The following is a 23435-nucleotide window of genomic DNA, read 5'->3' as shown; positions in this document are numbered from 1 at the left end:
GTCTGACCTCCTGCCTCGCACAGTAGGGCGAGGTGAACCTCCGTGGGAATCCCCCGTGACCCGACCGTTACCCGCACTCCCCCGTTCGGCCGACGCCGACAGGCGACAGCCGGGTGGCCAGACCGGCCCTCACCAGCCAAGACGCGCCCCGGCGCCCCACCCGAGAACCCCTACCTGCCCACACGCACTCCGCACGCGCAGGCCAGCCACCGGCGATCAGGACGCGAGTCAAGATCTTCCTCAGTCTTGGAGGAAAGCGCTTACCATGACCTACGGAATAGATGCGGATGGATCAGCAGGGCACGCCGAGACAGCCCGACCACGCCATCCGCCACCGGACAGCTCTCCGAAGGAGCCCGATGACACCCACCACCAGACCCCTCCACCGCCGGCGGCTCCCGCTGGTGGCCACGGCCGTCCTGGCGCTCGTCGGCGCCGCCGTGGCCGTCGCCCCCCGGCCCGCCGCGGCGGCCACGGTCGACCCCGGCGCCAGCTACGTCCTCGTCAACCGGCACAGCGGCAAGGCCATGGACCTGTGGGGCTGGTCCACCGCCGACGGCGCGCCCGTCAACCAGTACGCCCGCAACGACCTGGCCGTGCAGCAGTGGCGCTTCGTCGACGTGGGCGGCGGCTACCACCAGATCCGCTCGATGCACAGCGGCAAGGTCCTGGAGCTGCCCAACGCCGAGGACGGGGTCCAACTCGTCCAGAACACCGCCGCCAGCGGCAACACCCGTCAGCACTTCCGGCTCGCCGACTCCGCCGGCGGGTACGTCCGCCTCGTGAACCGGCACTCGAACAAGGCCCTCGACGTGTGGCAGTGGTCCACCGCGGACGGCGCGATGATCTCGCAGTACCAGGATCTCGACGGCGCCAACCAGCAGTGGCAGCTGATCACGGTCGGCTCCGGGGGCACCGGCTGCGGCAGCGGCGCGTTCCAGGCCGAGGCGGTGCTCAGCGGCGGCACGTGGACCGCCCGCAACGGCGGCACCACGGTGTACACCGGCAGCGACATGCGCGCCGCCGTCCAGGCCGCCGTGAACAGCCTCAGCGCCGGGCGCACCAGCAAGCAACGGGTCGTCGTACGGGGCTCCGGCTCGATGAGCGCCGGGTCGCGGATCTCCCTGCCGAGCTACACCGCGATCGACGTGTGCGGCACCATCAACGTCACCGGCTCGGGCAGCGGCGACCAGGCGCCGATCTACTCCCGCGGCACCAGCCACGTCGAGGTCGGGCACCTCACCGTCACCGGGACGCCGCTCTACGGGATCTTCCTGCGCAACGTCACGGACGTCGTCCTCGGCCGGATCGACATGCGGCTCGGCGGCGGGCTCGGGATCCGGATCGACAACCGCGGGGACACCAGCCAGTGGACCCGCAACGTCCGGATCGACACCGCGTACGTCTCCGGCGCCAGCTCCCACGCGGTCGAGACGTACGGCGTGGACGGGCTGACCATCGGCACCGTGACGGCGCGCAACGTGGGCGAGTCGGGCCTGCTGCTCAACCAGACCGTCAACGCCACGGTCACCACCGTCGACGCCGAGAACGCCGGCGCCGGCACCGGGTACGCGGCCTTTCGGATGGCCAACCGCAACGGGCGCATCGGCTCCGGCTACCCGACCAACGTCCGGGTGGGCACCGTCCGGGCGCGCGGCGGCGGCCGGGGGATCTTCTGCGTCTCCGAGTCCGGCGGTGCCGCCATCGACCGGGTGGACATCGCCGACACCGGCAACAACGCGATCCTGATCGAGAACTGCCAGAACGTGGACATCGCGGCCGGCGGGGGCACGGTCAGCGGCGGCGGCGAGGTGCGACTGGCCGAGCGCAGCGAGTTCCCCGGCAACCGAGACATCGCCCTGCGCAACTTCACGCTGGTGAACAGCCGGATCGTGGAGAACCCCTGCGCGGACAACCTGACCATCAGCAACGTGCGCCTGAGCAACTCGACGATCACCCGCTGCTGACCGGGCCGGCCCCGGCACGGCCCGGCGGGAGACGTCCGGCAGTCCGTACGGTGTCACCCCGGCGCGCTGGAACCCGGCGCCGGATGGTCGAACGGGGCGCGGCCGCCGCGAGGGCGGGCGCGCCCCGTCCTACCGTCCGGACGGGTCCGACCCCGAGGGGGGCGGGGCCGCCTCCGCCCGGACGGAGATCAGGTTCGGTCAGCCCGCGACGGAGCGGAAGACCGGGTAGTAGCCGCCGGACTGGCCGGCCGCGGTCGGGTGGTACGAGATGCCGAGGCTGGCGAAGTTGAGGGCGTGCAGCCACTTCGTGCCGGAGCTGCACAGCTGGTGCCCGACGAACTGCGAGCGCACGTCGGCGAACTTGAAGCCGGCGGCCACGGCGGCGGTGCGGGTGAGGTCGTCGACCAGGTTGATGCCCTCGTTGATCTTCGCCCGGGAGGTGGCGCTCAGCCCGATGCAGGTGGTGCCGAGCTGGTAGAAGACCGGGTACCCGACGACGACCACGCGGGCGTTCGGGGCCCGGGTCTTGATTCCGTTGTAGACGTTGCGCAGCAGGCCGGGCAGCTGCGCGCGGGCCTTGTCCTCGGCGGCCTGGACGGCCGCGACGCACTGGGTCGTGCCCTGGAGCACGCAGGTGGACATGATGCTGGCGAACCCGACGTCGTTGCCGCCGACGGTGACGCTGACCAGGGTGGTGGTCGAGCTGAGCGCCGACAGCTGCGTGTTGATCACGCTGGTGGTGGTGGCGCCGGAGCAGGCGACCGACACGTACGACGCCGGCTTGATGTTGGCGGCGTAGAGGGCCGGGTAGGCGTTGGTGCTGCGCTGGCAGGAGCCGCTCTCGCTGGTGTAGCTGCCGGCGCCCACACCGGAGGCGTACGAGTCGCCGAGAGCCACGTAGCGGTCGGCGGCGGCGGCCTGGGCGGGGGCTGCCATGGTGAGGCTGACGCCGAGAGCCGTGGCCAGGCTCAGGGCGAGGGAAACGAGACGGGTTCTCCGCACGTCGCACTCCGGGGGTTGAGGGAACGAGTGCGAGATTGATATCACCGAATATTTAGGAATGAAAGATCTCGCCGGGAAATTTAGGGGTGCCGGTAAAGACCTACCGGTTCCGCGTGCCGGGACCTACGGCCGGCAGGGGTCGCGCAGCACCGTACCGGGGTCCCGGCCGCACGGATGCCGCGCGGCGCGCGGTCCGCCGGACGCGACCCCGGTCGGGGCGTACGCGGACGGGCGCGACGTCAGCGCGACGCCCCGCAGGCCCCCGTGGCCGTCGCCACGAACACCGTCTGCACCTGCTCGTCGGCGGCGAGGCCGGGCACCGCGTGCGCCCGTACGTCGACGAAGCCCGCCCGGCCAAACGCGGCCCGCCACCCGGCCACGTCGAGCAACGGGGACGCCGGCACCCGCGGCTCGTCGTCCTCGTGCCGCCACCACCCCTCGGCCAGGCCGAAGGTCAACGTGTTGTAGTCGAGGCGGCTGGTCATCTCGTTGACCACCAGGACGCCGCCCGGCTTGAGCAACGCGTGGCAGTGCCGCAGCGCGGCGGAGATCCGCAGCGTGGCGTGCAGGACGTTGCTGGCCAGGACCACCTGCATGGAGCCGGGTTCGAAGCCCTGGTCCTCGGGCGCACCCTCCACGTTGTACCGGGCGAAGTCCACGTACGGTCGGTCGGCGCCGAAGCGCCGCCGCCCCAGCCGCAGGAACGCGGGCCCCACGTCGGTGTAGAAGTACCGCAGCCGCTCCGCCCGTTCCGCGAGGGCGTCCAGCACCGGCCCGGTGGTGCCGCCGGTCCCCGCGCCCACCTCCAGGACCTGCGCGAAGGAGCGGGGATAGCGCCGGAGGAACTGCCGGACCTGCTGCTGCACGAGCGCGGCGCAGAGCCGGTTGTAGAAGTCGAGCTGGACGTTGTCCCGGTAGATCCCGGAGACCAGCTCGTCCGAGCCGCCCGGGAAGAGCACCTCGTTCGCCGGCCGGTCGCCCCGCACCACCCCTACCAGCCCCGTCTGGCAGGCGACCAGCAGGGGCACGTACCCGGCGATGTCCGGGTACTCCCGGCGCAACGCCGTCGCCGCCGCGTCGGTCACGTCGTCCTCGGCGAGCCCGGCCGCCTCGACGACACGGTGCGTCACGGCGAGCCGGTCGCCCTGCCGGCGCAGCAGGTCGGCGCGTTCCAGCAGGTCCAGCAGGGCGTCACCGAGCGGCTCGTAGCCGGCGGCCACCGCCAACCGGGCCAGGATCTCGTCCCGACCGGCGGCGGCGCCGGGGGCGGGGAGCACGCCCGCGGCGGCCAGCCGGGCCGCCAGCAACCGCCGCCCGAAGTCCGTCACCGCCTCGAAGGAGATGCGGAACCGCGCGTAGCGTTCCTGGTCCACGTCCACGAGCGGCTGCGGCGCCGCCTCGACGTCCGGTGCGGTCACGATGTGCCCTCCATGGTGCTGGTCCGGCGGTGCCGGTCAGGTCGGGTGCGCGGCCAGGGACGCCACGGCACGGGTTGTGGTCGGCCGGTCGACGAGCTGCGCGGCGAGGTCCGCGAGCAGCTCCGCCCGCCCCGGCACGAGATAGAAGTGGTCGCCGGGGAACGCCCGCAGCCGGAAGCCGCCGGTGGTCAGCTCCGCCCAGGCGGAGACCGACTCCCGGTCGCAGGCCGGGTCCCCGGTGCCGAGGTACGCGGTGATCGGTGCGGACACCGTCCGCGCGGCGCGCGGCAGGTGGTCGTGGATCAGCCGCAGGTCCGCCCGGAGCGCCGGCACGACCAGCCCCCGCAGCTTCGGCGAGCGGAAGACCAGCGCATCCACCTCGCCCAGCGCGGCGATACGGGCGAGGAACTCCTCGTCGTCGAAGTCGTCGGGGTGCTGGTCGAGGCGGGTGACGTGCGGGGCGCCGTGCCCGGAGACGAACAGGATCCTCGGCACGACGCCGAGCCGGTCCTCCAGCCGGGCGGCCACCTCGTAGGCGACCGACGCGCCCATGCTGTGGCCGAACAGGGCCAGGGGGCGGTCCAGGTACGGAGTGAGTGATTCGGTGACCCGGTCGGCGAGCACGTCCATCCGGTCGACGCACGGCTCACCGAGCCGGTCCTGCCGGCCCGGGTAGCGGACGGCGAGCAGGTCGACGGAGTCCGGCAGCCCGGCCGCCCAGGGCTGGAAGAAGCCGGCCGAACCGCCGGCGTGCGGCAGGCACACCAGCCGCAGCCCCGCGTGCGCGCCGCCCCGGAACACCCGCAGCCACGGATCGCCGCCGGAGGGGTGGCGCAGGGACATCTGGGATCTTCCTCTGTCGCGGCGGTCAGTCCGACATCGCCACCAGCACCCGGCGGTCACCCGTGTACGGGCGCCGGCCGTGCGCGGTGAGCACGTTGTCGATCAGCAGCAGGTCGCCGACCCGCCAGTCGACGTCGATCGCGGCCGCCAGGCCCCGGTCGCGGATCTGGGTGATGTACTCGTCGGGGATCGGCGAGCCGTCGGCGAAGGTCACCGACTGGGGCAGCTCGTCCGGCCCCATCACCTGGGTCATCACCTTGGCGATGTCGTCGTCGAGGCCGGCCGGGTGCCACTGGTCCGCCTGGTTGAACCACACCTCGGCCCCGGTGACCGGGTGCCGTAGCGTGGCCGGCCGGAGCTGGATCACCCGCAGCCCGTCGGCGGTCCACTCCCATGTCGCGCCGGCGCCGGCGAGGAACTCCTCGACCTCGTCGCGGCTGTCGGTCTCGAACGTCTCCCGCCAGCTCTTGCCCAGCCCCATCCCGTCGTGCAGGTTCTGCTGGTAGCGCAGCCCGCCGGCGAAGTCGGCGCGCAGCTGCGGGTCCAGCGAGTCGAGCCACAGCTCGGCGTCGACGACCGGGGTGGCGCCGCCGGTCTCGGCGGCGATCTGGCAGAAGAAGAGCAGCCGGGCCGGCCACTGGGCCGCGTACGACAGCTCGTTGTGCATCGAGATGGTGTACCGGGCCGGGTACTCGGTGGACGTGTAGACGTTGCGACCCACCTTGGTGCGCGGCGAGTTGCCGTGCACGTACGCCAGTCGCCTCGGCAGCAGCAGGTCCATCACCGGGTCCAGGGTCTCCGGCCGCACCCCGAAGCCACGGAAGACGAGCGCCTTCTCGGCCGTGAGCACCTGCGCCAGGTCCAGCTCGCGCAGGTGGCCGACCAGGCCCTCGGCGGTCGGCGCGCAGCCGGCGCTCTCCGGGGTGATCTCCAACGGCTTCCAGCTCGCGTGCTCGGTCATTCCAGGGACTCCTCACCGTCTGAGGCTCTGCGATCCGCTCCAGGCTCCGCAGCGCCGCTATATTTCGGCCATATCGCCGGCTAACCGGCCAGTCCGGCTCATCCGGACCGCGCCGCGCCCGCCGCCGGCTCGGCCTCGCCCCGCTTCACCTCGCCGCGTTCGGCGTCGGCCTCCTCGGCCTCGACCCGTGCAGCCTCGCCCCGCTCAGCGTCGGCGCGTTCGGCTGCCGCACGCTCGGCGTCGGCCCGCTCCTCCTCGGCGCGGGCGCGACCGCCGAAGGCGAGCACCGCGAGGACCGCGATCACCCCCATCGACCCGCCGACGATCAGAATGGCCGTCGTGATGCTCGTCGAGTCGAGCAGGAAGCCCGCGAACAGCGCCCCCAGCGAGTTGGCTCCCGAGGTGAGCAGCATGACGATCGAACCGGCCCGGCCGCGCAGGTGGTCGGGTGCGCTCTGGAGCACGTACAGCATCCCGGCCACGTTGCCGATGCCGGCGGCATAGTGGATCAGTGCGAAGATCGCGCCGAGGACGACCAGCCCCGGAGCCACCGCGATCAGCGGCATCAGCACCGCCCAGGCGATGTTGACCCCCATGATGATCCGGCGGATCCCCCACCGGCTCAGGAAGAAGTTGCTGGTCATCGCGCCGGCCATGCCGAGGACGCTGTTCACCACCAGCAGCATCCCGACCGTGGGCGGCGACCCGCCCTGGTTCTTCACGATCACCACGAGGCCCAGGCCCAGCACCTGGAACAGGATGTTGCTCGCCGCGTAGAGGCCGAGGGCGCGGCGCAGGTAGAGCTGGCCCCAGACGAAGGTGAACCCCTCCCTCATCCGGGCCAGCAGGCCACCCGGCTCGTCCGCGCGGGCCTTCGGCGCCTGGAGGTCCCGCCGGATGAACAGCAGGGTGACCAGCGAGATCAGGTGCACCAGCACGGCGAAGCCGAACGGGGCCCAGCGGGTCACCGTGTAGAGCAGGGTGCCGGCCGGCTGGCCGAGGATGCTGGCCGCGTTGGCCCGCGACTCGTTGGCCGCCGTCGCGGCGCCGTAGCGGTCGGCCGACACGACGTTGAACACCGCGGCGCGTTCGGCCAGGGCGTAGCAGATGCCCAGGCTGGCCTCCACGAACGCGACCACCATCAGGTGCGGCAACCAGACCGCGTCCCGGGCGACGGCGACCGCGACGCTGCCGATCGCGACGATCCGCCCCACGTTGCAGAGCACCATGGTCCGGCGGCGGTCCCAGCGGTCCACCAGCGCGCCGGCCGGCAACTGGGTGACCAGGTTGGGCAGCAGCGCGGCGAAGGTCACCAGGCTGGCCGCGGTGGCCGATCCGGTGGACCAGAAGACCAGCAGGGTGTAGCTGATGGAGGTGGCCCGGGAGCCCAGCGCGGAGACCCCGGAGCCGATCCAGAGCAGCAGGAAGTCGCGGTTGCCGGTCAGGCGGCCCGGCTGCCGGGACGTGGCCGCCGGACGCCCGACCGCGCTCACGACGGCTGCCCGACGGGGGTCGCCCGGCACCAGTCGAGCACGGCCATCGCGCTGTAGAGCTTGTTCTCCGCCTGCTGGAAGGCGATGCTGGCCGGCCCGTCGAGGACCTCGGCGGTCACCTCCTCCCCCCGGTGCGCCGGGAGGTCGTGCATGAAGACCGCGTGCGGGCTGCGCCGCCACAGTTCCCGGTCCACCTGGAACGGGGCGAAGTGCGTACGCCAGTCGGGGTCGGGCTTGCTGGTGCCGGTGGTCTGCCAGCGGGTGGTGTAGATGACGTCCAGGTCGCCCGGCAGGTCGTCCATGTGGTGCCGTTCGACGAGGTGGGCGCCGCACCGCTGCGCCTGCTCCCGCGCGAGGGCCGCGATCCCGGCCGGCAGGCCGTACCCCGCCGGGGTGCGGAGTTCCAGCTCGACGCCGGGGAAGCGGGTCAGCGCCAGGGCCAGGGCCGTCGCGGTGTTGTTCGCCTCGCCCAGGTAGAGCAGCCGCAGGTGCTCGATGCGGCCGAAGCGCCGCAGCAGGGTGGTCAGGTCGGCCAGCGCCTGCGTGGGGTGCTCCTCGGCGCTCATCGCGTTGACCACCGCCATCCGGTGCTGCCGCGACCAGTCGCGCATCTCCTGCGGGTCGGCGGCGGTCCGCGCCACCAGCACGTCGAGCATGCCCGACAGCACCCGCCCGGTGTCCGCACTGGACTCGCCGGTGTTGACCTGGAGGTCGTTCGGCCCGTACTGGATGGTCTTCGCCCCGAGCCGCAGCGCGGCGACGGTGAACGCGGTCCGCGTCCGGGTCGACGTCTTCACGAAGTACGTGCCGACCACCCGGTCGGCCAGCGAGGCGGCGGCCTCGCCGGCGGCGAACCTCGCCCCCCGCGCCACGATCGAGTAGAGGTCGTCGTCGGTCAGGTCGCGGATCGACACCAGGTGCCGCACCTGCCGCGCCGGTGCATCGGTGACCGCCGCGGGGACGCTCGGTACGGTCGTCATCACATTTCCTCCGTGAGTGCGGTGTCGGACGCCAGCAGCGACACGACCTCGTGGCCCTGGTCGCCGTTGGTCAGCAGCACCAGGCCGGAGCCGTCGGGCACCCGGCCGGCGGTGAGCGCGTGGTAGCCGGCGATGCGGCCCCGGTGGGTGAACTCCACCCGCGCTCCGGCGGGCCCCTCGACGCGGTCCACCATGCAGCCGAGGCCGAAGATCCCGCCCGGTCCGGCCGTCAGCTGCGCCACCGCCAACTCCTGGCTCAGCAGGGCCGGGCCGCCCCGGTACGCGATGTGGATCTCCCGTACGAGCTGGGCCAGGTCGGTCGCGGTGCTCCACAGCCCGGCGGCTGCCAGGTCGGCACGCACCTGCCAGCCGCCCGGTAGCGGCTCGCCCCGCTCGTCGTGCCCGACGGCCACCGGCCGGCCGGACCTCTCGGGGAAGCTCTGGTCGAAGCTGCTGCCCGTCATCCCCACCGGCCCGAACACCAGCTCGGCCATCAGGTCGGCAAAGGGTGTCGCGGTGACGTCCTCCATGAGCTGCTGCACCACCACGAAGTGGCTGTTGCGCTCCACCGCGACCGGGTCGGGCGCGTCGAGCGCCCGGACCGGGCCGGTGGGCACGCCCTGCCCGCGCAGCACGTCCGACAGGGTCGGTACGGGGCCGCCGCGCCGATGTCCGGTGCTGCCCGTCGCGGTCAGCCCGGCGACGTGGCACAGCAGCTGCCGCAGGCTGACCGGCCGGTCGGCGGGCAGCTGCCAGCTCTTCAGGTACGCGTTGACGTCGGTGTCGAGCTGGAGCTGTCCCCGACCGACCAGGACCAGCGCGCCGACCGCGGTGACGAGCTTGCTCACGGAGCCGACCTGGAAGACGGTCGCCGGGGTCACCGGCGCGTCGTCGCCGGCCGTGCGGTGCCCGAGGGCGCGGACCTCCACCACCTCGCCGCCGGCGAGCAGGGCCAGCGACGCGCCGGGCACCCGGTGGGCGGCGAGCAGCGGCTCGACGGGCGGCAGCACCGCGGCCGTCCGCGCCGCGCCCGGGCGCGGGGTCGGATCCGTCGGGCCGGCGGCCGCCGCCGGCGTGGCCGGGGCGAGCGAGGCGGCCAGCTCGGCCAGGGTCCGGTCGGCCATCGCCGCACGCAGGGTCAGCGCGACACCGGCCTGCCGGGCCGCCGTGACCACCGGCACCACCAGCAGCGAGTGCCCGCCGAGGGCGAAAAACCGGTCGTGCCGGTCCACCCGGTCGATCTCCAGGACCCGGGCCCAGATGTCGGCGATCAGCTCCTCCAGCCCGGGGCGGGGCGGGGTGTGCCCGACCGTCCCGGCCGGGTCCACCGGGGGCAGCGCCCGGCGGTCGACCTTGCCGTTGGCGTTGAGCGGGATGGCCGGCACCGGGACGAAGACGCTCGGGACCAGTTGGCTCGGCAGCCACCGGGCGCAGTGCGCGGCCAGGTCCGGCGCGTCACCGACGTGGTAGGCCACCAGCCGGGGCCCGCCGGCGGCCGTCGAGTCGACGGTCACGACCGCGTCCCGTACGCCCGGATGCGCGACCAGCACCGCCTGGACCTCGCCGGGCTCCACCCGGTGGCCGCGGATCTTCACCTGGTCGTCGACCCGGCCGAGCAGGTCCAGCTGCCCGTCGGGCAGCCAGCGGCCGAGGTCGCCGGTGCGGTACAGCCGCCCGCCGTGGCCGTCGAACGGGTCGGGCACGAACCGGTCGGCGGTCAGCTCCGGCCGGCCGGCGTAGCCGCGGGCGAGGCCCGGGCCGCCGAGGTGGACGTGGCCGACCACGCCCACCGGCACCGGTTGCAGGTCGGCGTCGAGCACGTACGTGCGCATCCCGCCCAGCGGCCGGCCGATCGGGGCCACGTCGCCCGGCAGCGGCCCGGTGACCGGGTACCGGCTGACGGCCACGGTCGCCTCCGTCGGCCCGTACTCGTTGAGCAGCACGGTGTCCGGCGCGAGGGCGTGCCAGCGGTCGCAGACCTGCCGGGTGAGCGCCTCACCGCCCAGGACCAGCAGCGGCGTCAGGGCCGCCGCCTGCGCCGCGTCGAGCTGGCGGGTCAACAGGTCGAGGTGGCCGGGGGTCAGCTTGACGAAGCTGAACGGGCCGGCCTCGGCCAGTCTCGGGCCCAGCTCGTCGAGGCCGGCGTCGGGCGGCAGCAGCCACAGCCGCTGCCCGGTGGCCAGCGGCGCCCAGATGCTGGTCACCACCATGTCGTACGCGACCGACGAGAAGAGCGCGGCGCCGCCGGTGCGGTCGGCGACCAGTTCTCCGGCCGCCCAGCCGAGGTAGTTGGCGAGGCTGCGGTGGCTGATCTGCACCCCGTTCGGCCGGCCGGTGGAGCCGGAGGTGAAGATGACGTACGCGAGGTGGTCCGGGTCGGGCACGCCGGCCGGCGCCTCGGCGGGCAGCGCGGCGATCCGCCCGGCGTCGCGGTCGAGCAGCACCAGCTCCACGCCGGTCTGGCCCGACGTCGGCACCGGGCTGGCGGAGGATCCGGTGAACCGGTCGGCGTGCCCGGAGGAGGTCACCACCACCGTCGCCCCGGCGTCGGCGAGCATCGCGGCGACCCGCTCGGCCGGGTGCGCCGGGTCGATCGGCAGGTACGCGCCGCCGGCCCGCCACACTCCGAGCAGGGTGGCGACGAGGTCGACGCCCCGCTCCAGCAGCACCCCGACGACCCGCTCCGGGCCGACCCCCATCCCGCGCAGGTGGTGGCCGATCCGGTTGGCCGCCGCGTCCAGCCGCGCGTAGGTCGTACCGTCGACGGCCTCCGCGTCGGGGGTCGCCGCGGCCCACGCCGCCACCCGCTGCGGCACCAGGTCCGTGCCGGGCGGCGCGGTCGAGGCGTTCCAGCCCACGAGCACGTCGTGCCGTTCCCCGGCGGGCAGGTACGCCTGCCGGGGGTCGCCGTCGGGGTCGGCCACCATGGCCTCCAGCACCAGCCGGTACATGCCGGCCAGCCGCACCGCGTCCGCCCGGCCCATGGCGTGGCTGTCGGTGCTCAGCTCGATCCGGCCGGCGCCCGCGGCGACGGCCAGCGCGAACTCCGAGGTGCTCGCGCCGATGCGCGCCACGGGCGCGGTACGTCCGCCGGCCACCTCCGTGAAGTCGAGGTAGCTGAAGTAGACGTCGGTGAGGCGGGCGCCGGAGCCGGGGGTGCGGATGGCCGGTGCCGGGTAGCGCCGGTGCGGCCACAGGTCGGCCTCGCGGGCGTGCACCCGCTGCACGAGGTCCCGCCAGCTCGTCGCCCGCCGGTCGTGCGGGAACGGCAGGGTGTTCAGCGACATCGCGTAGACCCGCTCGCTGCCCACCACGTCGGGGCGGGTGTTGCAGACCAGTCCGCTGTAGAAGGTCGGCTCGTCGGTGAGCTGGCTGAGCACCTTCAGGTGCGCGGCGTGCAGCACCGCCTTGAGCGACACCCGGGCCGCCGAGGCCAGGGCCCGCAGTCGCGGCTCCAGGTCCGCGTAGGACACCACCTCGGTGTACGGCTCCAGCTCGGCCGGCGTCGTCGGCGCCCACGCGGCGGGGAGCCGGAACCTCGGGTGCCGCTCGACCACGTCCTGCCAGTACCGGCGGTCGGCCTCGGAGGCCAGGGCGCGCAGCTCGCCGGCGACGAAGTCGGCGAACCGTACGCCGGGCGGCGTGTGGTCGGAGTCGTCTCCGGCGGTGCCCGAGCGCCGCGCGTGGTAGCGGTCGAGGATCTCCATCACCAGGGCGTGCAGGCTCCAGCCCTCGATGATCACGTGGCAGATGGTGAGCACCAGCCGCCAGCTCCGGTCGGTCTCCAGACACACGGTGAACCGCAGCAGCGGCGCCCGCTCGACGTCGAACAGCTCCTGGTACTCCTCGCCGACGAGCTGGCGCACCCGGGCCAGCCGCTCCGCCTCGGCAAGCCCGCGCAGGTCGCGCGTGCCGACCGGGACGCGCACCGCGCGGTGCACGAGCTGCATGGGCACCGAGTAGCCGGCCGTGTCCACCGAGGTACGCAGCACGTCGTGGCGGGCCACCACCTCGTCGACGGCGGCGCGCAGCGTCGCCAGGTCGAACGGCTCGTCGTCGGGGACGAGGAACGAGGCGACGTTGTGGTAGTGGTTCTGGCCGTTGTCGGCCAGCATCTCCAGCAGCATCCCCAGCTGCACCCGCGACAGCGGGTACGCGTCGTCCAGCCCGGCCGGCAGCAGCGGCAGGTCGGCGGGGGCGACCAGCTCGAAGGGTTCGACGGGGCGGGCGGCCGGCTCCGGCGCGTCCCGGCTCGCCAGCACCTCGCACAGCGCCCGCACGCTCGGGTGCCGGAAGATGTCCGCGACCGTCACGTCCAGCCCGGCCGCGCGCATCGTGCCGGCCAGCACCAGCGCCGTGATGGAGTGCCCGCCGAGGTCGAAGAAGCCGTCGACGACGCTGACCGCCGGCAGGCCCAGCACCTCGGCCCAGGTGGCGGCCACCCGCTCCTCCAGCGGCCCCGCCGGGGCGACGAAGTCCCGACCCGCCAGCGTCGCGCCGGTGGGCGCGGGCAGTGCCCGCCGGTCGAGCTTGCCGCTGTTGTTGCGCGGCAACTGCTCGAGCAGCACGAACGCCGACGGGACCATGTACTCCGGCAGGGCGCGCGCCAGCGAGGCACGCAGCGCGGCGGCCTCCGGCGCGGGCCCGTCGCCGGCCACCAGGTACGCGGTCAGCCGGGGGTCGGCCGGGTCGTCCGCGCGGAGCACGACGACCGCCTCCGCGACACCGGGCAGCGCGGTCAGCGCCGCCTCGATCTCGCCCGGCTCGATCCGGTAGCCCCGCAGCTTCACCTGGTCGTCGAGGCGGCCGAGGAACTCCACGCTGCCGTCGGGCAGCCGGGTCGCCAGGTCGCCGGTGCGGTACATCCGGCTGCCCGGCGGACCGTACGGGTCCGGCAGGAAGCGCCGGGCGGTCAGCTCGGGCTGGTTGAGGTAGCCGCGGGCCACCCCGTGCCCGGCCAGGTACACCTCGCCGGGCACCCCGATGGGGGCCGGGTGGCCGTACTGGTCGAGCACGTACATCCGCACGCCGGACAGCGGGCGGCCGATCCGGCTGCCCACGCCGGGCGCGAGGTCGGCCCGGGTGATCCGGTGGTAGGTGGAGTAGACGGTGGTCTCGGTGATCCCGTACATGTTGACCAGCGCCGTACGGGCCAGCCCGAGGCGGGACGCCCACGGCGCGAGGTCGGCGAAGTCGAGCTTCTCCCCCGCGACGACCACCGCGCGCAGCGACAGCTCCCGGATCCCGGGGGCGTCCTCGGCGGCGAGCCGGACGAGCCCGCGCAGCGCCGTCGGGGTCTGCGCCAGCATGGTGACCCGCTGGCGCACCAGCAGCTCCAGCAGGTCCTGCGGCACCCGGGCCACCTCGCGGGGCACCAGCACCAGCCGGCTGCCGTGCAGCAGCGCGCCCCACAGCTCCCAGACGGAGACGTCGAAGGCGTACGAGTGGAACAGCGCCCACACGTCGGTCTCGTCCACCGCGTAGTGCTCCTGCGCGGCGTCGAGCAGGCGCAGCACGTTGGCGTCGCTCACGCAGACGCCCTTGGGCCGGCCGGTGGAGCCGGAGGTGTAGATGACGTAGAGGAGGTCGTCCGGGTCGCGGGCGACGCCCGGATCGGTCTCCGGCCGCCCGGCCAGGTCGTCCGCGTCCAACAGGACCCGCCGCCCGTCGAAGCCGGCGAGCAGGTCGGCCTGCGCGGAGGTGGTCACCACGGTCCGCGCCCCGGCGTCGGCCAGCATGTAGCCGATCCGCTCGGCGGGCTGGGCCGGGTCCAGCGGCAGGTACGCCGCCCCCGCCTTCAGCACGCCGAGCAGCGCGGGCACCAGGTCGGCGTCGCGGTCGAGGCAGACCCCGACGACGGTCTCCCGGCCGGCACCGGCCGCGCGCAGGTGGTGCGCCAGCCGGTTGGCGGCGGCGTCGACCTGGGCGTACGTCAGCTCGACGGCGCCGGCCACCACCGCCACGGCCTGCGGGTCGCGGGCCAGCTGGGCCTGGAACAGCTCGACCACGGTGCCGGTGACCGGCTCGTCGGCGCTCACGTCGGTGACGCCGAGCAGGCGGTCCCGCTCGCCCCCGGGCACGCAGACGGCCTGGCAGTCGCCGTCGGGGTCGGCGACCATCGCCTCCAGCACCGCCCGGTACATGCCGGCGATCCGGTCCAGGTTGGCCTGGCTGACCAGCCCCGCCCGGGCGGTGAGCGCGTAGCGGCCCCGCTGCGCGAAGCAGGACAGGTCGAACTCGGTGGCGCCCTCGCCGGCGTTGCCGGTGACCACCGGCCCGGTCCCGTCGCCGCCGTGCGTCGCGCGGCTGAAGTCCTGGTAGTTGAACAGGACGTGCAGCAGCCGGTGGCCGGCCTCGCGCTGCATCTCCGCCAGCGGGAACCGCCGGTGCGGCCAGAGCGCGACCTCCCGGTCGAAGACGGCGGTGACGAGGTCCCGCCAGCTGCGGGCGGACCGGTCGTACGGGAACGGCACGGTGTTGAGGTACATGCCCTGCACCTCGTCGGCGCCGAGCACCTCGGGCCGGGCGTCGCAGACGAGGCCGGCGTGGAAGCCCGGCTCGCCGGTGAGCTGGGCGAGCACCTTCAGGTGCGCGGCGTGCAGCACCGCCTTCACCGACACGTCGGCGTCGCGGGCCAGGGCGCGCAGCGCCTCGTCCAGGTCGCTGAAGTCGACCGTGGCGTCGACCATGTCGTCCTGCGCGTCCGGCTCGCCCCAGCCGGCGGGCAGGGCGAACGGGGCGCGCCCGTCCCACACCGAGCGCCAGTGCTCCCGGTCGGCGGTCGACTCCAGCGCGGCGAGCTCGGCGGCGATGAAGTCGGCGTAGCGCACCGCGGGCGGGGGCACCGGGCGTGGGGTGCGGCCGCCGGCCAGCTCGGCGTAGGCGTCGAGCACCTCGGTGACCAGTCGCGCGCTGCTCCAGCCCTCGGTGACCACGTGGCTGATGGTGAAGGTGAACCACCAGCTCTCGTCGCTGTCCACGTGCGCGGTGACGCGCAGCAGCGGCGCGGTGGCGACGTCGAACGGGCGGGCCCGCTCGGCGGCGATGAACTCCGCGAAGAGCGCGGCGTGCCGCTCGGCCGGCACGCCCCGGCCGTCCTCGACGCGCACGTCGGGTTCGGCGTCGGCGTGCACGAGCTGCATCGGCACCGAGTAGCCGACCAGGTCGAACGACGTACGCAGGATCTCGTGCCGGGCCACCACGGTCCGCACCGCGCCGCGCAGCGCCCCGGCGTCGAACGGCCGCCCGTCGCGGACCTGGTGGGCCAGGACGCTGTGGTAGACGGCGCGGTCGCCGCTGACGGCCGACTCCATCAGCATGCCGAGCTGGGTGCGCGACGCCGGGTACGCGTCGACGAGGCCGCCGGGCAGCCTGGCCCGGTCGGCGGCGCCGATCAGCGCGTACGGCGCGACCGGGCGGAACTCGTCGGTGTCGGCGTCGCCCAGCGCGGCGGCCAGCCGGCGTACGGTGCGGTGGGCGAAGACGTCCCGCACGCTCGTGCGGTACCCGGCGGCGCGCAACGTGCCGACGAGGGTGACCGCGAGCATCGAGTCGCCGCCGAGGTCGAAGAAGCTGTCGGTCACGCCGACGCGGGCCACGCCGAGCACGCGCGCCCAGATCCCGGCGATCTCCTCCTCCACGTCGCCGGTCGGGGCCTGGTAGTCCCCGGCGGCGTACGCGCCGGTGTCCGGGGCCGGGAGCTGCCGCCGGTCGACCTTGCCGTTCGGGTCCTTCGGGACGGCGTCGAGGGTGACGTAGGCGGCCGGCACCATCGCCTCCGGCAGCGCGGCGAGCAGCCGCTCCCGCAGCCGGGCCGGGGTCGGCGCGTCGCCGGGGGCCGGCAGCACGTACCCGACGAGGGTGCGGCGGCCGTCGTGCTCGCGGACGGCGGCGACCGCGTCGGCCACGCCGGGGCAGCCGCGCAGGGCCGTCTCGATCTCCCCCAGTTCGATGCGTACGCCGTGCAGCTTCACCTGCGAGTCGAGCCGTCCCAGGAAGTCGACGGTGCCGTCGGGCCGCCACGCCGCCGCGTCGCCGGTGCGGTACAGCCGCGCTCCGGGCGGGCCGTACGGGTCCGGCACGAACCGCTCGGCGGTCAGTCCGGGCCGCCCCAGGTAGCCCCGGGCCAGCCCCGTCCCGCCGATGCACAGCTCGCCGGGCACGCCCAGCGGCACGAGGTCCAGCCGCTGGTCGAGCACGTACAGCCGCAGGTTCGGGTGCGGGGTGCCGAGCGGCACCCGGGACAGCCCGGCCAGGGCGTCGGCGGTGCACGCCCAACTGCTCACGTCGACGGTGGCCTCGGCCGGCCCGTACGTGTTGTGCAGCTCGCAGCCGGGCAGCGCGGCCAGGAACGCCCGCGCCACGTCGACGGCGATCTCCTCGCCGCCGACCGCCACCGACCGCAGCGACCGGCACCCGGCCAGGCCCTCGGCGAGCAGCGCCGGCAGCATCGACGGCACGAAGTGGACGGTCGTGACGCCCTCGCGGGTCATCAGCTCGCACAGGTACGCGGGGTCGCGGTGCCCGCCGGGGCGGGCCACCACGATCCGGGCCCCCGCCGACAGGGCCGCGTAGACCTCGGCCGGCGAGACGTCGAAGCCGATCTCGGTCTTCTGGAGCACGACGGCGTCGGCGTCCAGCCGGTAGACCCGCGCGCCGACGTGGTCGGTGCGGTTGACCAGCGCCCGGTGCGACAGCAGGGATCCCTTGGGCCGGCCGGTGGAGCCGGAGGTGTAGATGACGACGCTGCCGTTGTCGGGGTCGGTGAGCGGCTCCGGGTCGGTCGGCGGGTGGTCGGCCCAGGCGTCCGGCTCGTCGAGCAGCACCACGGTGGCGTCGACCGGCGGCAGTTGCGCCCGCAGCTCGGCGGTGGTCAGCAGCACCGGGGCCGCCGCGTCGGCGAGCATGAACGCCAACCGCTCCGCCGGGTACGACGGATCCAACGGCAGGTACACCCCACCCGCCTTGTGCACCGCCAGCATCCCCACGACCTGCTCCACCGACCGGTGCGCACACACCCCGACCAGGACCTCCGGCCCCACCCCCAGCTCCCGCAGGTGGTGCGCCAACCGGTTCGCCCGGCCGTTGAGCTGCCCGTACGAGAACGACACGCCCTCGGCCGTGATCGCCACCGCGTCGGGCCGCCGCGCGGCCTGCGCCTCGAACGCCGCCGGCACGTACCCGCCGACCTCGACCGTGCGGCCCGGGGTGAACCGGGTGAGTTCCGCCCGCTCCCCCGCCGGCAGGCGCGGCGCCGCCGCGTCCCCGTCCGGGTCGACCGCCATCGCCGTGAGCACCTCGCGGAACATCGCCCCGATCCGCACCAGGGCGGCCGGGTCGGCGCTGCGGCTGTCGCTGACCAGGCGGATGGTCCCGCCGCCCGCGCCGACCGACAGGCCGAACTCGGTGGCCCCGGGCCCGCCGACCTCGACGAGGTCGCTGCCGGCGCCGGGCGCCTCGACCGTCCCGCCGCCGTCCTGCCGGCTCTCGACGTAGCCGAAGACGACGTCGATCGGCCGGGACCCGGCACCGGTCAGCCGCGCCACGGCCGGCAGCGGGTAGCGCCGGTGCGGCCACAGCTCCACCTCGCGGTCGAACACCGACCGCACCAGCTCCCGCCAGGTGCCCGCCGCGCGGGCGTGCGGGAACGGCAACACGTTGATGTACATGCCGTGCACCCGCTCGGCGCCCCGCACCTCCGGGCGCGCGTCGCACACCAGTCCGGTGTAGAACGCGGGCTCGGTGGTGAGCTGGCTCATCACCTTCAGGTGCGCGGCGTGCAGCACCGCCTTGACCGACGTGCCGGTGTCGCTGGCGAGGTGGCGCAGGGCCGCGTCCAGGTCGTGCACGTCCACGGTGTACCGGCAGACCGTCGCGGCGGACCGGTCGCCGAAGGAGTCCGGGAGGGTCAGCTTCGGCCGGCCGGTCACCACCGCCCGCCAGTGCGCGGCGGTCTCCGGCGAACGCAGCGCCGCCAGCTCGCCGGCGACGTGGTCGGCGTACCGGACGGCGGGCGGCTCGCCCTGCTCCGGCCGCTCGCCGCGGCTGCGCCGGGCGTACTCGCCGAGCAGCTCGGCGAGCAGGGCGTTGAGGTCCCAGCCGCCGGTGACCAGGTGGCTCACCGCGAGGGTCAGCCACCAGGCCCCGGCGGCGTCGGCGTGCGCGGCGACGCGCAGCAGCGGGGCGTCCGAGTCCAGGTCGAAGGGGGTACGCCGCTCCGCCGCAAGGTGCGCGGAGTGACCGGCGGCCGGGTGCACGGCGACCGGTACGGCGACGCTCGCCCGCACCAGCTGCATCGGCACCGAGTAGCCGGTCAGGTCGACCGAGGTGCGCAGCGTCTCGTGGCGGGCCACCAGCGCGTCGACGGTCGCCTGGAGCGCGGCGGCGGCGAACGGGCGCCCGTCGTCGACCCGGATCGACTGCACGACGTGGTACAGCGACCGCTCCGGGTCCTTCTGGATCTCCACGGCCATGCCGACCTGCGCCTGCGTCGCCGGGTACGCGTCGACCAGCCCGGCCGGCAGCTTGGCCCGGTCGGCGGCCTCGATCAGCGCGTACGGCTCGACGGGGCGAAAGGCCCCCTCCTTGGCGGTGTCGGCCTCGGCGAGGGCGGTGACCAGGCGGCGGATCGTGCGGTGCGCGAAGATGTCCCGCACGGTGACGTCGTGGCCGGCGGCGCGCAGCGACCCGACCAGGGTCACCGCCGTCATCGAGTCGCCGCCCAGGTCGAAGAAGCTCTCGGTGACGCTGACCCGGTCGAGGTCGAGCACCCACGACCAGACGCCGGCCATCGCCGACTCCACCGGGCCGTTCGGCCGCTCGTAGCGGCCCCGGGCGTAGGACCTGGCGTCCGGCGCCGGCAGTTGCCGCCGGTCGACCTTGCCGTGCGGGTCCACGGGCACGGCGTCGACGGTGACGTAGGCGGCCGGGACCATCGCCTCCGGCAGCTCGGTGAGCAGTCGTTCCCGCAGCTCGCCGGGGCTGGGCGCGGAGCCGTCGTCGGTGACGAGGTAGCCGACGAGCGTGCGCCGGCCGTCCTGCTCGCGGACGGCGGCGACCGCGTCGGTCACCCCGGGGCAGGCCCGCAGGGCCGTCTCGATCTCCCCCAGTTCGATCCGTACGCCGTGCAGCTTGACCTGCGAGTCGATGCGGCCCAGGAAGTCGACGGTGCCGTCCGGACGCCACGCCGCCGCGTCCCCGGTGCGGTACAGCCGCGCCCCGGGCGGGCCGTACGGGTCCGGCACGAACCGCTGCGCGGTCGCCACGGGCGCGCCGAGGTAGCCCCGGGCCAGTCCCGTCCCGCCGATGCACAGCTCGCCGCGCACCCCGACCGGCACCGGTTGCAGGTGCTCGTCGAGCACCCGGACGGTGAGGTTGGTGAACGGGGTGCCGAGCGGCACCCGGGTCAGCCCGGCCAGGGCGTCGGCGGTGCAGAGCCAGCTCGTGACGTCCACGGTGGTCTCGGCGGGCCCGTACGTGTTGTGCAGCTCGCAGCCGGGCAGCGCGGCCAGGAACGCCCGCGCCACGTCGACGGCGATCTCCTCGCCGCCGACGGCCACCGACCGCAGCGACCGGCAGCCGCCGATGCCCTCGGCGAGCAGCGCCGACAGCATGCTCGGCACCAGCTCGACGGCGGTGACGCCCTCGCGGACGATCAGCTCCCGCAGGTACGCGGGGTCGCGGTGCCCGCCGGGGCGGGCCACCACGATCCGGGCCCCCGCCGACAGGGCCGCGTAGACCTCGGCCGGCGAGACGTCGAAGCCGATCTCGGTCTTCTGGAGCAGCACCGCCTGCTCGTCGAGGCGGTTGATCCGCCGGCCGGCGTGCGCCGAGCGGTTGACCAGGGCCCGGTGCGGCACGAGGACGCCCTTGGGCTGGCCCGTCGAGCCGGAGGTGTAGATGACGTAGCAGCCGCTGTCCGCCTGGGTGGCCGGCTCGGGGTCGGTGTCCGGCTGGCCCGCCCACTCGTGCGGGGCGTCCAGCAGCAGGGTGACCGCCTCGGCCGCCGCAAGCTGACCGCGCAGCTCGGCGGTGGTCAGCAGCACCGGGGCCGCCGCGTCGGCGAGCATGAACGCCAACCGCTCCGCCGGGTACGACGGATCCAACGGCAGGTACACCCCACCCGCCTTGTGCACCGCCAGCATCCCCACGACCTGCTCCACCGACCGGTGCGCACACACCCCGACCAGCATGTCCGGCCCCACCCCCAGCTCCCGCAGGTGGTGCGCCAACCGGTTCGCCCGGGCGTTGAGGTCGCGGTAGCTGACCCGGGTGCCTTCGCAGGTGAGGGCGACGGCGTCCGGCCGCCGCGCGGCCTGCGCCTCGAACGCCGCCGGGGCGTACCCGCCGACCTCGGCGGTGTCGCCGGACGACCAGCGTCCGATCTCGTCGCGCTCCGTCGCCGGCAGCCGGACGGCGATCGCGTCGCCGTCGGGGTCGGCCACCATGGCCGTCAGCACCTCGCGGAACATCGCCCCCACCCGGGCCAGTGCGGCGGGGCCGAAGGCGCGGCTGTCGCCGACCAGGTCGAGGAAGCCGCCGGCGGCGGTCACCTGGAGGGCGAACTCGGTGCCGCCCTCCCCGGCGATGGCCTCGAAGTCGACGGACTCGTCGGCGACCGCCCCGGCGCGGCGGAACTCGGTGTAGTCGAAGACGACGTCGATCGGGCGGGACCCGGCACCGGCCATCCGCTGCACGGCCGGCAGCGGGTAGCGCCGGTGCGGCCACAGCTCCACCTCGCGGTCGAACACCGACCGCACCAGCTCCCGCCAGGTGCCCGCGCCCCGGGCGTACGCGAACGGCAGCACGTTGATGTACATGCCGTGCACCCGCTCGGCGCCCCGCACCTCCGGGCGCGCGTCGCACACCAGGCCCGTGTAGAACCGCCCCTGGTCGGTGAGCTGGCTCATCACCTTCAGGTGCGCGGCGTGCAGCACCGACTTGGGCGACACGTCGAGGGTCGACGCGAGTGCGCGCAGCTTCGGCTCCAGGTCCTGGTAGCTGACCCGGGTACGCAGGCTCTCCCGCGGCCCGTCCGTGCGGCCCCAGCCGTCCGGCGGGGTGAAGCCGGCGTAGGTGTCGACGACGCCCCGCCAGTACGCCTCGTCCTCGCCGCCCTTGAGCGCGGCCAGTTCGGCGGCGACGAAGTCGGCGTAGCGGACGGCGCTCGGCTCCGGCGACTCGGGCACCATGCCGGCGCTGCGCCGCTCGTAGCAGCCGATCAGCTCGACCAGCAGGGTGTTCAGGTCCCAGCCGCCGGTGACCAGGTGGCTGACGGCGACGGTGAGCCACCAGCCCCGCTCGTCGGTGCGGTGCGCGGCGACGCGCAGCAGCGGCGCCGGCTGGTCCAGCTCGAAGGGGCGGGCCCGCTCCGCGTCCACGTACGCCCGCAGCCGCGCCTCGACGTCGTCGCCGGTCAGCTCCGTCACCCGTACGTCGACGGGTGCCTCGGCGTGCACGAGCTGCATGGGCACCGAGAAACCGGTCAGGTCGAACGAGGTGCGCAGCGTCTCGTGCCGGCCGACCACGTCCCGTACGGCGGCCCGCAGCGCGTCGGCCGAGAACGGCCGGCCACTGTGCACCCGGAAGCAGCGGACGATGTGGTAGAGCGACTTGCCGGGGTCCTTCTGGATCTCCACGGCCATGCCTACCTGCGCCTGCACGGCCGGGTAGGCGTCCACGAGGCCGGCGGGCAGGGCGGCCCGGTCGGCGGCGGTCAGCAGGGCGAAGGGCGCGACGGCCTGGAAGGCCGGGGCCGCCGGGGCGGCGTCCTTGGCGGAGAGGTGCCCGGCCAGGGCGGCGACCGTGCGGTGCACGAAGACATCCCGGACGGCCACCCCGAAGCCGGCCGCCCGCAGCGCGCCGACCAGCGCGACGGCGCGCAGCGAGTCGCCGCCCAGGTCGAAGAAGCTGTCCTGGGTGCTGACCTGCTCCAGGTTGAGCACCTGGCCCCAGATGCCGGCCAGCTGCGCCTCCAGTTCGGTGGCGGGGGCGACGTGGGCGCGCTCGACGGGCACGGCGGCGTCCCAGAGGGCGGCCCGGTCGACCTTGCCGTTGGCGTTGAGCGGGATCGCCTCCACGGCGACGAACTCGGCCGGGATCATGTACTCCGGCAGGTGCTCGGCGCACCGCTGCCGGATCCGGTCGAGCAGGCCCGGGGTCGCCGGCGCGGCCGGGCGGTAGAACGCGACCAGCCGGGCGTCGCCCTCGGCGGCCGAGCCGGAGACCAGGGCGACCGCGTCGGCCACCCCGTCGGTGCCCGCCAGGACCGCCTCGATCTCGCCGAGTTCGATCCGGTAGCCGCGGATCTTCACCTGGTGGTCGACGCGCCCGACGAACTCCACCGCCCCGTCGGGCAGCCGCCGCACCAGGTCACCGGTCCGGTACATCCGCGCCCCGGCGGCGGTTCCGGGCTCGGCGACGGTGCCGGCTGCGGCTGCGGCAAAGGGGTCCGGCAGGAACCGCTCCGCCGTCAGCGCCGGCTGACCCGCATAACCGCGGGCCACACCCACACCACCCACGTACAACTCACCGACCACACCCACCGGCGACAACTGCAGGTCCCGGTTCAACACGTACATCGTCATCCCCGGCAACGCCCGACCGATCGGCACCACCGGACCCGCCTGCTCGGTCTCCACCGGGAAGATGCACGTACCCACACTCGCCTCGGTCGGTCCGTACTCGTTGACCAACCCACCCGGACCCAGAAGCGTCAGCCACCGGTTCGCCAACGCCGCCGGCAACGCCTCACCCGCAACCACCACCACCGA

The 23435-nt window shown here is 74.5% G+C and carries 8 protein-coding genes; 1 reads left to right on the top strand and 7 read right to left on the bottom strand.

Annotated features, from left to right (window positions below; all coding sequences use genetic code 11):
- Nucleotides 1-359 precede the first annotated feature (359 nt).
- Nucleotides 360-1967, top strand: coding sequence for an RICIN domain-containing protein (locus ACGFIG_RS28280; RefSeq protein WP_393007993.1), 1608 nt, complete (start codon nt 360-362; stop codon nt 1965-1967).
- 198 nt (nt 1968-2165) lie between these two features.
- Here the strand turns inward: ACGFIG_RS28280 and ACGFIG_RS28275 are convergent, their stop codons facing one another.
- The 7 genes from ACGFIG_RS28275 to ACGFIG_RS28245 form a co-directional block, all read right to left on the bottom strand.
- Nucleotides 2166-2969, bottom strand: a complete 804-nt coding sequence (locus tag ACGFIG_RS28275; protein ID WP_393007991.1) for an SGNH/GDSL hydrolase family protein — start codon at nt 2967-2969, stop codon at nt 2166-2168.
- Between the two features lie 239 nt (nt 2970-3208).
- Nucleotides 3209-4387, bottom strand: coding sequence for a class I SAM-dependent methyltransferase (locus tag ACGFIG_RS28270; protein WP_393007989.1), 1179 nt, complete (start codon nt 4385-4387; stop codon nt 3209-3211).
- Between the two features lie 36 nt (nt 4388-4423).
- On the bottom strand, nt 4424-5230 hold the full coding sequence (locus ACGFIG_RS28265; protein ID WP_393007987.1) for a thioesterase II family protein: 807 nt from the start codon (nt 5228-5230) through the stop codon (nt 4424-4426).
- A gap of 25 nt (nt 5231-5255) precedes the next feature.
- The gene (locus ACGFIG_RS28260) at nt 5256-6191 is read right to left on the bottom strand and encodes a TauD/TfdA family dioxygenase (RefSeq protein WP_393007985.1); all 936 of its coding nucleotides are present in this window, start codon (nt 6189-6191) and stop codon (nt 5256-5258) included.
- Between the two features lie 98 nt (nt 6192-6289).
- Nucleotides 6290-7684 (bottom strand): MFS transporter, encoded by a 1395-nt coding sequence (locus ACGFIG_RS28255; protein ID WP_393007983.1) that lies wholly within the window; start codon nt 7682-7684, stop codon nt 6290-6292.
- Nucleotides 7681-8664, bottom strand: a complete 984-nt coding sequence (locus tag ACGFIG_RS28250; RefSeq protein WP_393007981.1) for an ornithine carbamoyltransferase — start codon at nt 8662-8664, stop codon at nt 7681-7683. The genes ACGFIG_RS28255 and ACGFIG_RS28250 overlap by 4 nt, the downstream gene beginning before the upstream one ends.
- On the bottom strand, nt 8664-23426 hold the full coding sequence (locus ACGFIG_RS28245; RefSeq protein WP_393007979.1) for an amino acid adenylation domain-containing protein: 14763 nt from the start codon (nt 23424-23426) through the stop codon (nt 8664-8666). Before ACGFIG_RS28245 ends, ACGFIG_RS28250 begins: the two co-directional genes overlap by 1 nt.
- Nucleotides 23427-23435 lie beyond the last annotated feature (9 nt).

It is taken from the genome of Micromonospora sp. NPDC049048, assembly GCF_043197615.1.
Classification (GTDB): Bacteria; Actinomycetota; Actinomycetes; order Mycobacteriales; family Micromonosporaceae; genus Micromonospora.
The sequence above is the reverse complement of the archived record's forward strand: the minus strand, read 5'-3'. Positions and strand labels throughout refer to the sequence as shown.